Here is an 11365-nt window from a genome sequence, read left to right on the forward strand (position 1 = left end):
AGTCCGCCGGACCGGATCACACGGGAAAACCCGGGGTCAACGGTCACAGGTGGTGCGGCGCCAGTGATGGCGCAGCGCCGAAGCGCAGTACCTAACGAAGACGGTAAAAAGCATGAATCTTCACGAGTATCAGGGTAAGCAGCTGTTCGCTGAATACGGCCTGCCAGTTTCCAAGGGTTTCGCTGTCGATACCCCTGAGCAAGCTGCAGAAGCCTGCGACAAGATCGGCGGGAACGAGTGGGTGGTAAAAGCCCAGGTTCACGCGGGTGGTCGCGGTAAGGCGGGTGGCGTCAAGCTGGTTCGCAGCAAAGAAGACGCCAAGGCGTTCGCTGCACAGTGGTTGGGCAAGAATCTGGTTACCTACCAGACCGATGCCAACGGTCAACCCGTCTCCAAGATTCTGGTCGAATCCTGCACTGACATCGCCAAAGAGCTGTACCTGGGCGCTGTAGTCGATCGTTCGAGCCGCCGTATCGTGTTCATGGCTTCCACCGAAGGTGGCGTGGACATCGAGAAAGTCGCTCACGAAACGCCTGAGAAGATCCTCAAGGCCACCATCGACCCGCTGGTCGGCGCTCAGCCGTTCCAGGGTCGCGAGCTGGCATTCCAGCTGGGCCTGGAAGGCAAGCAAGTTCAACAGTTCGCCAAGATCTTCGTTGGTCTGGCCAAGCTGTTCAAGGATCACGACCTGGCCCTGCTGGAAGTGAACCCGCTGGTGATCAAGGCCGACGGCGACCTGCACTGCCTCGATGCCAAGATCAACATCGACGCCAACGCCATGTACCGTCAGCCTAAGCTGAAAACCTTCCACGACCCGTCGCAGGACGACGCCCGTGAAGCCCACGCTGCCAAGTTCGAACTGAACTACGTTGCCCTCGAAGGCAACATCGGCTGCATGGTCAACGGTGCCGGCCTGGCCATGGGTACCATGGACATCGTCAACCTGCACGGCGGCAAGCCGGCCAACTTCCTCGACGTTGGCGGCGGTGCTACCAAAGAGCGCGTTACCGAAGCGTTCAAGATCATTCTGTCCGACAGCAATGTCGCGGCCGTTCTGGTCAACATCTTCGGCGGCATCGTTCGCTGCGACATGATTGCCGAAGGCATCATCGGTGCAGTGAAAGAAGTCGGCGTGAAAGTTCCGGTCGTCGTTCGCCTTGAAGGCAACAACGCCGAACTGGGCGCTAAAGTACTGGCAGAAAGCGGTTTGAACATCATTGCGGCAACCAGCCTGACCGACGCTGCTCAACAAGTTGTCAAAGCTGCGGAGGGCAAGTAATGAGCGTCCTGATCAATAAAGACACCAAAGTCATCTGCCAGGGCTTCACCGGCTCGCAGGGCACTTTCCACTCCGAACAGGCCATCGCCTACGGCACCAAGATGGTCGGCGGCGTAACCCCAGGCAAGGGTGGCACCACCCACCTGGGCCTGCCAGTGTTCAACACTGTGAAAGAAGCTGTGGAAGCTACCGGCGCTGACGCTTCGGTCATCTACGTTCCGGCTCCTTTCTGCAAGGACTCGATCCTGGAAGCAGCCTTCGGCGGTATCAAGCTGATCGTGTGCATCACCGAAGGCATTCCTACCCTGGACATGCTGGATGCCAAGGTCAAGTGCGACGAACTGGGCGTGACCCTGATCGGCCCGAACTGCCCAGGTGTCATCACCCCGGGCGAGTGCAAGATCGGCATCATGCCAGGTCACATCCACCTGCCAGGCAAGGTTGGTATCGTTTCGCGTTCCGGCACCCTGACCTACGAAGCTGTGAAGCAGACCACCGACGCCGGCTTCGGCCAGTCGACCTGCGTCGGCATCGGCGGTGACCCGATCCCGGGCTCCAACTTCATCGACATCCTGAAGCTGTTCCAGGAAGACCCGAAGACCGAAGCGATCGTCATGATCGGCGAGATCGGCGGTTCGGCTGAAGAAGAAGCTGCGGCCTACATCAAGGCCAACGTCACCAAGCCTGTCGTTTCCTACATCGCTGGTGTTACCGCACCTGCGGGCAAGCGCATGGGCCACGCTGGCGCCATCATTTCCGGCGGCAAGGGCACTGCGGACGAGAAGTTCGCCGCCCTGCAGGACGCTGGCGTGAAAACCGTGCGTTCCCTGGCTGACATCGGCAAGGCTCTGGCCGAGCTGACTGGCTGGGAAGTCAAGAAGTAATACTGCTACACCCCCCACGCGCACAGAGGCCACCTTCGGGTGGCCTTTGTCGTTTCCGGGGTTTGGGTATTCCTGTGCCGGCCTCTTCGCGGGTACAGGCAACATGGATTTTTCGATGGGTTTGATAGGAATTTTCACGCAGACGAATGTTTAAATCCGAGGATAATTCTTGCTGTCCTCGGTCGCACAGACGACAAACATGTACGCACATCGGACAAGCAGCACTGTGCCAGTGCGTTTGACTGACAAAACAGTTACATTACGCGTTCACTCTGTGCCCGTACCCCAAAAGGGAACGACACGCTAAACGGGTCTGGCCTATCAAGCCGGGCAGCATTTCCCCTCATCCAAAGGGAAATCCCCTCTCGAATCCCGATTTCAGCAGTGTGGTACTACCTTAAATGAAAGTTCTTAAAGGCCAGGATATCCTGGCGCTTGGCTTTATGACGTTTGCGCTTTTCGTGGGCGCTGGCAACATCATCTTCCCGCCTATCGTCGGCCTGCAGTCTGGCCCGCATGTATGGATGGCGGCCCTGGGCTTCCTGGTTACCGCTGTGGGCCTGCCGGTCATCACCGTGGTTGCCCTGGCCAAGGTCGGCGGCGGCATGGATGCCCTGAGCAGCCCCATCGGCAAGTTCTTCGGTGGCCTGCTGGCAGCTGTGTGCTACCTGTCGGTCGGCCCGCTGTTCGCTACCCCGCGCACCGCGACCGTATCGTTCGAAGTGGGCGTTGCGCCGCTGACCGGTGAAAGCCCGTTGGCACTTTTCATCTACAGCCTGGTGTACTTCCTCGTGGTACTGGCTGTGTCCATGTACCCGGGCAAGCTGCTCGATACTGTGGGCCGCTTCCTGGCGCCGTTGAAGATCATCGCCCTGGCGGTGCTGGGCATCGCCGCCTTCGCGCTGCCTGCCGGCACCATTGGCGAAGCGCAGCCGGCCTATGCCGCCGCAGCGTTCTCCAAGGGCTTCTCCGATGGTTACCTGACCATGGACACCCTGGGTGCCCTGGTGTTCGGTATCGTCATCGTCAACGCCATCCGCTCGCGCGGTGTCGAGTCGCCGAAGCTGATCACCCGCTACGCCATCATCGCTGGCCTGATCGCCGGTGTCGGCCTGGCCCTGGTGTACATCAGCCTGTTCCGCCTGGGTGCAACCAGCCACGACATCGCGGCTGACGCCACCAACGGCGCGGCGGTACTGCATGCCTATGTGCAGCATACCTTCGGCTCTCTGGGCAGCGGCTTCCTTGCCGTGCTGATCGCGCTGGCCTGCCTGGTGACCGCGGTTGGCCTGACCTGCGCCTGCGCCGAATACTTCAGCCAGATCCTGCCGCTGTCCTACCGCGCACTGGTGGTTATCCTGGCGGGCTTCTCGCTGCTGATCTCCAACCTCGGCCTGACCAAGCTGATCATGTTCTCGATCCCGGTACTCACGGCGATCTACCCGCCGTGCATCGTGGTGGTAGGGCTCAGCTTCGTGAAGGACCTGTGGAACTCGCCAACCCGCATCCTGGCGCCAGTGATGCTGGTGTCGCTGCTGTTCGGCATGGTCGATGCGATCAAGGGCAGCAGCATTGCCCATGTGCTGCCGGACTTCATGGCCCACCTGCCGCTTGGCGACCAGGGCCTGGCCTGGCTGGTGCCTTCGGTAGTGACCCTGGTTGGCGCCGTGGCCTGCGACCGCATGCTTGGCAAGCCGCGCGAAGCGCTGGCCTGATAGTCGAAGCCTGAGGGCGGCACCGGCCACAAGCCGAAGGGTGCTCGCCAAGGGTGGAAACTCAAGAGCCCCGTATCCGAGAGGATGCGGGGCTTTTTGTTTGCCTGTACCGGCCTCTTCGCGAGCACGCCCGCTCCCACAGGTACAGCGCCAATTCTGAGGTTTGCGCTTGACCTGTGGGAGCGGGCGTGCTCGCGAAGAGGCCGGGATGAGCAGTGCAAATATCAGGATGGATGTGTGCCTTTTGCCGCTTGCCAGCGTCGAAATCCGGTCCCTATCCTTCAGGTATCTGGCCCTCCCGGGAACCCTGCATGAACTTCATCCAAAGCAACTTCAACAATCTGTTGGCCATCGCCTGGTTCGCCCTGTGCTGGGGTGGTTACACCCGTTATGCCATCTGGAAGGGCCGCGACACCGCGTGCCTGGCCAGCGTGCTGCACCTGTACCGCGAAGACTGGATGCGCCGCATGCTGCTGCGCGACAACCGCATTGCCGATGCCAGCGTGATCGGCAACCTCGAGCGCAATGCCTCGTTCTTCGCCTCCAGCACCCTGATCATCCTCGCCGGTATCCTGACCGTGCTCGGGGCCTCTGACCGGGCGCTGTCGCTGCTGGCCGACCTGCCGCTGGTGCAGCAGACCTCCCAGGGTATGTCGGAGATCAAGTTGCTGTGCCTGGCCATGGTCTTCGTCTACGCCTTTTTCACCTTCAGCTGGTGCATGCGCCAATACAACTTCGCTGCAGTACTGGTGGGTTCGGCACCGATGATCGGTGAGCGGCTGGTGAATGAACTTGAGCGCAAGGCATTCGCGTCGCGGGCGGCGCGGGTGCTGTCGCTTGCCGCCAACCAGTTCAACCTGGGCCTGCGTTCCTATTACTTCGGCATGGCCATGTTGAGCTGGTTCATCAGCCCATGGTTGTTCATGGTCATGAGTGTCGGGGTAGTGCTGATTCTGTATCGCCGCGAGTTCCATTCGGATGTGTTGGATGTGATGGTGTTCACACCTACCGAAAGTGTTTCGACCGAAACCGCCAAGGAAAACACTGTTTCTGGTACCTGAAACGTTTAATCCATAAGTTTCAGGCACAAAAAAACCCGACGATGTCGGGTTTTCTTGTTTTAGCCGATTACTGCTTGGCAGGTTCGGCTGGAGCAGCTGGAGCGGCTTCCGGAGCCGGAGTAGCCGGAGCGGCTTCTTCGGCGGCCTTCTGCTCGGCTTCGGCCTGATCTTTGGCGGCTTCGGCGTTTTCCTTGGCAGCCTCGTTCATTTTATCCTGAGCTTCGCCCGCTTTTTCCTGGGCTTGCTCGGCGTGTTGCTGTGCGTCCTGGGCTTTGTCTTCGCTCGCTTTATCGCAAGCGGCCAGGCCCATGGCAGCGGCCAGCATCAGAGCAAAAGCAAAAGGTTTACGCATGGGGGTGTTTCTCCTTGGTGGAATAAGTGACTTGTTCCTTCGAGTGCAACTACGCGGAATAAGTTCCGCGAAGATTACACATATATAACGCCCCGTTCTATATAGACTTTTTAACGATTTTATGCCGCTGCGGCAATGCGCAGGGAAACAGCCAATGAGCGATTCAACCTTGATGGCCATGGCCGAGCGTTTTCTCTCGGCCCTGAAACATTGTCAGTTGTTGCAAATGCGTGTGGCGCAAGCCAATACCGATGGCATGACCCTGGTGCTGCCCTGGTCACCGGCCATCGTCGGCAACCCGCAGACCGGCGCCGTGCATGGCGGCGCGCTGACCACGCTGATGGACACCACCTGCGGCATGGCCACGCTGTGCGTGCTGCCGCGCTTCGAGGTGTGCCCGACACTGGACCTGCGCATCGACTACATGCACCCGGCCGAGGCCGGCAAGGACATCTACGGCCATGCCCAGTGCTACCGGGTCACCCGCGATGTGATCTTCACCCGTGGCACGGCCTACCAGGACGACCCCGCCCAGCCGATTTGCCAGGTGGTGGGCACGTTCATGCGCCTGGGTCAGGAGATCAAGGGGGGCATCCGCTTCGGCAACAGCCTGAAGGAGGGCGAGGCATGATTCCGCACGAGGTTCGCCAACAGCTCAACGCCGCTCACGCAGAGGGAGACTATCGGCCCTTGCTGGCGCTGATCCCTTATGCCGGCCTGATCGGCATCGAATGCGAGCGCGAGGGCGATGACCTGCTGTTCCGCCTGCCGGCCAGCCAGGACAACATCGGCAACCCGCTGCTGCCGGCCATCCACGGTGGGGTGATCGCGGGCTTCATGGAGCTTTCGGCAGCGCTTTACCTGCTGATCTTCAGCGAGAGCGCGAGCATTCCGAAGATTATCGACTTTTCCATCGATTACCTGCGCGCCGGGCACTTTCGCGATACCTACGCCCAGTGCCAGCTGTGGCGCCAGGGCCGGCGGGTGACCAATGTAGCCATCACCGCCTGGCAGGGTGACAGGCAGTCGCCGATCGCCACGGCTCGCGCGCATTTCAAGATCGAACCGGAAAAGCCCTTGAAATCATTCGGGCAGCCCCCATCTGCATGACATCCGCCGCTAAAGCAGGCCAACCTGGCCGCCAGGCGTCAACTGCCATCAGATCGGAGTTTTGAAGACCATGAGTGTGGAGACTCAAAAAGAAACGCTGGGCTTCCAGACCGAGGTGAAGCAGCTGCTGCACCTCATGATCCATTCCCTGTATTCGAACAAGGAGATCTTCCTGCGTGAATTGATCTCCAACGCCTCCGACGCCGCCGACAAGCTGCGTTTCGAGGCCCTGGCCAAGCCAGAGCTGTTCGAAGGCGACGCCGACCTGAAGATTCGCCTGAGCTTCGACAAGGACGCCGGTACCGTGACCCTCGAGGACAACGGCATCGGCATGAGCCGCGAAGACGTCATCGCCCACCTGGGTACCATCGCCAAGTCCGGCACCGCCGACTTCATGAAGAACCTCACCGGTGACCAGAAGAAGGACTCGCACCTGATCGGTCAGTTCGGTGTGGGCTTCTACTCCGCGTTCATCGTTGCTGACAAGGTCGATGTGTACAGCCGCCGTGCCGGCCAGCCGACCGCTGAAGGCGTGCACTGGTCGTCGAAAGGCGAGGGCGAGTTCGAAGTTGCCACCATCGACAAGCCACAGCGCGGCACCCGCATCGTCCTGCACCTGAAGAAGGGCGAGCAGGAGTTCGCCGATGGCTGGCGCCTGCGCAACGTGGTCAAGAAGTACTCCGACCATATCGCCATGCCGATCCAGCTGCCGAAGGAGCAGGCTGCCGCCGAAGGCGAAGAACAGCCGGCCGAAGAGTGGGAAACCGTCAACCGTGCCAGCGCCCTGTGGACCCGTCCGCGTACCGAGATCAAGGACGAGGAGTACCAGGAGTTCTACAAGCACATCGGCCATGATTTCGAAAACCCGCTGGCCTGGAGCCACAACAAGGTCGAAGGCAAGCTCGAATACAACTCGCTGCTGTACGTGCCGGCCCGCGCGCCGTTCGACCTCTACCAGCGCGAAGCGCCACGCGGCCTGAAGCTGTACGTGCAGCGCGTCTTCATCATGGACCAGGCCGAGTCGTTCCTGCCGCTGTACCTGCGCTTCATCAAGGGTGTGGTCGATTCCAACGACCTGTCGCTGAACGTATCGCGTGAAATCCTGCAGAAAGACCCGATCATCGACTCGATGAAGACCGCGCTGACCAAGCGCGTGCTGGACATGCTGGAAAAGCTGGCGAAGAACGAGCCCGAGCAGTACAAGGGCTTCTGGAAGAACTTCGGCCAGGTGCTGAAGGAAGGCCCGGCCGAAGACTTCGCCAACAAGGAAAAGATCGCCGGCCTGCTGCGCTTCGCTTCCACCCAGGACGACAGCGGCGAGCAGAGCGTCGCCCTGGCCGACTACCTGGCCCGCGCCAAGGAAGGTCAGGACAAGATCTACTACCTCACCGGCGAGTCGTACGCGCAGGTCAAGAACAGCCCGCACCTGGAAGTCTTCCGCAAGAAAGGCATCGAAGTGCTGCTGCTGACCGACCGTATCGACGAGTGGCTGATGAGCTACCTCAACGAGTTCGACGGCAAGGCCTTCGTCGACGTCGCCCGTGGCGACCTGGACCTGGGCAAGCTGGATTCGGAAGAAGACAAGAAAGCCCAGGAAGAAGTCGCCAAGAACAAGGAAGGCCTGGTAGAGCGCCTGAAGGGCGCGCTGGGTGACAGCGTGGCCGAAGTGCGCGTGTCGCACCGCCTGACCGACTCGCCAGCGATCCTGGCCATCGGTGAACAGGACCTGGGCCTGCAGATGCGCCAGATCCTCGAAGCCAGCGGGCAGAAGGTGCCGGAATCCAAGCCGATCTTCGAGTTCAACCCGACCCACCCGTTGATCGAGAAGCTGGACAACGAGCAGAGCGAAGACCGCTTCGCCGAGCTGTCGCACATCCTGTTCGATCAGGCTGCCCTGGCGGCCGGTGACAGTTTGAAGGACCCGGCGGCTTACGTTCGTCGCCTGAACAAGCTGTTGGTCGAGCTGTCTGCTTGAGTTGATGCACAGGAAAGCCCGCTTCGGCGGGCTTTTTTCATGGCGAGCATATTGATGATGAGTGCCAAAGGAGTGCTTGATGAGCAAAGTAATCGTCGAATCGCTGGTTTACCACCTTTCCGGCAAAACCTACGAAAGCCGTCTGGTCTATGAGCCAGGGGCGCTGGGCCGCCCAGGCTTGGTGATGGCGCCGAACTGGATGGGCATCGGCGAAGGTGCCGAGCGCATCGCCAAGGAAGTGGCCGAGAAGGGCTATGTTGTGCTGATTGCCGATCTGTACGGGCAATCGGTGCGCCCCTCCAACGCTGACGAGGCCGGCGCGGCGATGATGCCGTTGAAGAATGACCGTGGCGAGCTGCGCAAGCGCATGCAGGAAGCCCTGGCGCAGTTGCTGGGGCAGTCGAAGGCGTTGCTGGAGCCGGGCAAGGTCGGCACGTTTGGTTTCTGCTTTGGTGGCTGCTGTGCACTGGAGCTGGCCCGTACCGGTGCCGATCTGCGTGCGGCGGTATCGTTCCATGGCACGCTGGACACGCCGAACCCGGAAGATGCCAAGCGCATCAAGGGCTCGGTGCTGGTGCTGCACGGCGCTTCCGACCCACTGGTGCCGAAGGAGCAGTTGCCGGCGTTCGAGGAGGAGATGAACGCGGCCAAGGTTGACTGGCAATTGCTGAGCTATGGCGGCGCGGTGCACTCGTTTACCGACCCGAGTGCCAATGTGCCGGGCAAGATGCAGTATGACCGGCGCACCTCGGAGCGGGCGTTCCGCTCGATGCATAACCTGCTGACTGAAGTGTTCCAGCGCTGAGATTGCACGGGGCTGCTTTGCAGCCCATTCGCGGTAAACCCCGCCCCCCCTGTTCCGGCGCGGTGTGGGGTCGGGGTTTAACCCGCGAATGGGTCGCAAAAACGCCCCCCCTTCACCTAGGCAACTCGATTCGCGAGGTTTCCCCTGGCACCACCGGCCAATCCCCCGCAGCCCACTTGGCCCGGGCCTGTTCGATCAGCTCCGCATCACTGGCGACGAAATTCCAGTTCATCCGCCGCGGCCCATCCAGTGGCGCGCCACCAATCAGCACCAGCTGGCACTCACCCTCTGCATATAGCGTCACCTCTTCGCCTTCCGGCAGAACCACCAGGCTGCACGGTTCCACGTCCTCATCGTTCATCAGCAGCTCACCATCGAGCAGGTACAGCGCCCGCTGCACATGCTCGTTCGGCACCACCAGCGTGGTTGCCGGTTGCATCTGTACATGCGCGTAAAGGGTAGGGGAGAGCACCGGCACCGGCGATTCCAGGCAGAACCCGCTGCCGGCAATCATGCAGATGCGCACCCCCAGGCTGTCGCTGACCGGTAGGCTCGCTGCCGGGTGGTGGCTGTAACTTGCCGCGCCTTGTTCATGCTCGCGTGGGGATGCCAGCCATACCTGCAACCCGTGCAGGCGTGAACCATGGGCCAGGGCATCTTCAGGCGTGCGCTCGACATGGGCCACGCCGCTGCCTGCGGTCATCCAGCTGACATCGCCCGGCAGCACTCGTTGCACCGAGCCGAGGCTGTCCTTGTGCAGGATTGCCCCCTCGAACAGGTAGGTAAGGGTCGACAGGCCGATATGCGGGTGCTGGCGGATGTCCATGCCATGCCCCGGGGCATAGTCGGTTTCGAGCATATGGTCGAAAAACACGAATGGGCCGACGCTGCGGCACTGGGCCGACGGCAGCGGACGCAGGATCGGCTGGCCCTCGACCGATTCGGCGCGTGGGCGGATGACCAGGGGGCTGCTCATTGGAAGGCTCCAGGCAAGGTGGAAATGCCTCAAGCATAGCGGTTTGCCCGCCGCGGCTGAACCGTCTGGTTGGCTGGCCGGTCTAGAGATCTGGTACACGGAAAAGGAAGCTTCATCATGATCTTCAGAGCGCTGGCCTGCGTGCTGTTATCCACCTGGCTGTGCCAAGCGGCGCAGGCCCGCGACTACCGCTACAGTGATGCCCACCTGCACTACGTCGACTTCTTCCAGGAAAGCGAAGGCATGCCCGCGCTGATCCAGGCCATGGACGCCGCCGGTATCGAGCAGTCGATGATTTCCGGCATCCCGGTGGCCAAGAAGTGGCACGAAGACGAGCCCAAGCGCCCGCGCTATTACGCTGGGGACGACGCCGAAGCCTATTGGTACAGCGCCACCGACACCTACGTCGCCGCGGCGTTGCAGCAACTGCCCGACGAGCAGCGCAAGCGCTTTCATCCGTTCCTGGCCGGCTTCAATCCGGTGGACAAGAATGCCGCCAGCCATATCGAGCGCATGCTCGATCTGCATCCGGGGCTGTGGCAAGGCATTGGCGAGGTGTTCACCCGCCACGATGACCTGACGGCACTGACCAGCGGTGACACGCCGCGCGCCAACAACGAAGCCATGACGCGTATCTACCACCTGGCGGCCGAGCGCGACCTGCCGGTGCTGCTGCACTCCAACATCACCTCCAAGCGCGAGCGCAACCCCTTGTACCTGGCGGAGATCGAAGAGCCGCTGCGCAATCACCCACACACGCGGTTCATCTGGGCGCACGCGGGCAGCAGCATGGAGATTCACCGGCACCAGACGCAGATGGACTTTCTGCTGCCGGTGCTGACGCGGTTGCTGGAGGATTACCCGAACCTGTATGTCGATTTGTCGTGGAGCGTGCTGGAACCCTACCTGCTGGATGACCGGGGTGTGCCACGAAAGGAGTGGCTGGCACTGGTCGAAAAGTTCCCTGATAGGTTCATGCTGGGTTCGGATGTGGTGGGGCGGTTTGGTAGCCTTGGGGAGCAGATGCATGGGTTCAGGCCGTTTCTGGATGCATTGCCGGAACAAGTTGCCAACAAGGTGGCCAGGGAGAATTTTCTGGCTGTACTGCCCAGGCAGAAATAAGGGTTTTCCTGTGCTGGCCCTATCGCCGGCAAGCCAGCTCCCACAGGTACTGCGCAGGTTCCGAAGCCTATGCAGTACCTGTGGGA

At 61.1% G+C, this 11365-nt stretch carries 11 protein-coding genes; 9 read left to right on the forward strand and 2 right to left on the reverse strand.

What is annotated here, in order from left to right:
* Positions 1 to 112 precede the first annotated feature (112 nt).
* The 4 genes from sucC to IRZ77_RS23910 all read left to right on the forward strand — a co-directional run bounded on the left by sucC (position 113) and on the right by IRZ77_RS23910 (position 4939).
* Positions 113 to 1279, forward strand: a complete 1167-nt coding sequence (sucC, locus tag IRZ77_RS23895) for an ADP-forming succinate--CoA ligase subunit beta (RefSeq protein WP_003254205.1) — start codon at positions 113 to 115, stop codon at positions 1277 to 1279.
* Positions 1279 to 2163, forward strand: coding sequence for a succinate--CoA ligase subunit alpha (sucD, locus tag IRZ77_RS23900; protein ID WP_004376004.1), 885 nt, complete (start codon positions 1279 to 1281; stop codon positions 2161 to 2163). Before sucC ends, sucD begins: the two co-directional genes overlap by 1 nt.
* Positions 2164 to 2564: 401 nt before the next feature.
* Positions 2565 to 3878, forward strand: a complete 1314-nt coding sequence (gene brnQ, locus IRZ77_RS23905; protein WP_046615102.1) for a branched-chain amino acid transport system II carrier protein — start codon at positions 2565 to 2567, stop codon at positions 3876 to 3878.
* Between the two features lie 311 nt (positions 3879 to 4189).
* Positions 4190 to 4939, forward strand: coding sequence for a DUF599 domain-containing protein (locus tag IRZ77_RS23910; protein WP_046615103.1), 750 nt, complete (start codon positions 4190 to 4192; stop codon positions 4937 to 4939).
* 67 nt (positions 4940 to 5006) lie between these two features.
* Here IRZ77_RS23910 and IRZ77_RS23915 read toward each other — a convergent pair whose 3' ends face one another.
* Complete coding sequence (locus IRZ77_RS23915) at positions 5007 to 5291, reverse strand: hypothetical protein (protein WP_023661534.1); 285 nt, start codon at positions 5289 to 5291, stop codon at positions 5007 to 5009.
* Between the two features lie 154 nt (positions 5292 to 5445).
* Between IRZ77_RS23915 and IRZ77_RS23920 the strand changes: the two genes are divergently transcribed.
* The 4 genes from IRZ77_RS23920 to IRZ77_RS23935 all read left to right on the forward strand — a co-directional run bounded on the left by IRZ77_RS23920 (position 5446) and on the right by IRZ77_RS23935 (position 9181).
* Entirely contained in the window at positions 5446 to 5922 is a 477-nt protein-coding gene (locus IRZ77_RS23920) for a PaaI family thioesterase (protein ID WP_108480226.1), read from the forward strand.
* Complete coding sequence (locus tag IRZ77_RS23925; protein ID WP_046615105.1) at positions 5919 to 6401, forward strand: PaaI family thioesterase; 483 nt, start codon at positions 5919 to 5921, stop codon at positions 6399 to 6401. The genes IRZ77_RS23920 and IRZ77_RS23925 overlap by 4 nt, the downstream gene beginning before the upstream one ends.
* 70 nt (positions 6402 to 6471) lie before the next feature.
* Positions 6472 to 8376: a molecular chaperone HtpG gene (gene htpG, locus IRZ77_RS23930; RefSeq protein WP_108480225.1), complete on the forward strand. Its 1905-nt coding sequence runs from the start codon at positions 6472 to 6474 to the stop codon at positions 8374 to 8376.
* A 79-nt stretch (positions 8377 to 8455) separates the two neighbouring features.
* A complete protein-coding gene (locus IRZ77_RS23935) occupies positions 8456 to 9181 on the forward strand; it encodes a dienelactone hydrolase family protein (RefSeq protein ID WP_046615107.1) in 726 nt (241 codons plus the stop codon).
* Between the two features lie 112 nt (positions 9182 to 9293).
* Here IRZ77_RS23935 and IRZ77_RS23940 read toward each other — a convergent pair whose 3' ends face one another.
* The gene (locus IRZ77_RS23940; RefSeq protein ID WP_046615108.1) at positions 9294 to 10157 is read right to left on the reverse strand and encodes a pirin family protein; all 864 of its coding nucleotides are present in this window, start codon (positions 10155 to 10157) and stop codon (positions 9294 to 9296) included.
* Between the two features lie 117 nt (positions 10158 to 10274).
* Between IRZ77_RS23940 and IRZ77_RS23945 the strand changes: the two genes are divergently transcribed.
* The gene (locus IRZ77_RS23945) at positions 10275 to 11279 is read left to right on the forward strand and encodes an amidohydrolase family protein (RefSeq protein ID WP_046615109.1); all 1005 of its coding nucleotides are present in this window, start codon (positions 10275 to 10277) and stop codon (positions 11277 to 11279) included.
* The last annotated feature ends 86 nt before the right edge of the window (positions 11280 to 11365 follow it).

It is taken from the genome of Pseudomonas pudica, assembly GCF_015680405.1.
In the GTDB taxonomy this organism is placed as follows: Bacteria; Pseudomonadota; Gammaproteobacteria; order Pseudomonadales; family Pseudomonadaceae; genus Aquipseudomonas; species Aquipseudomonas pudica.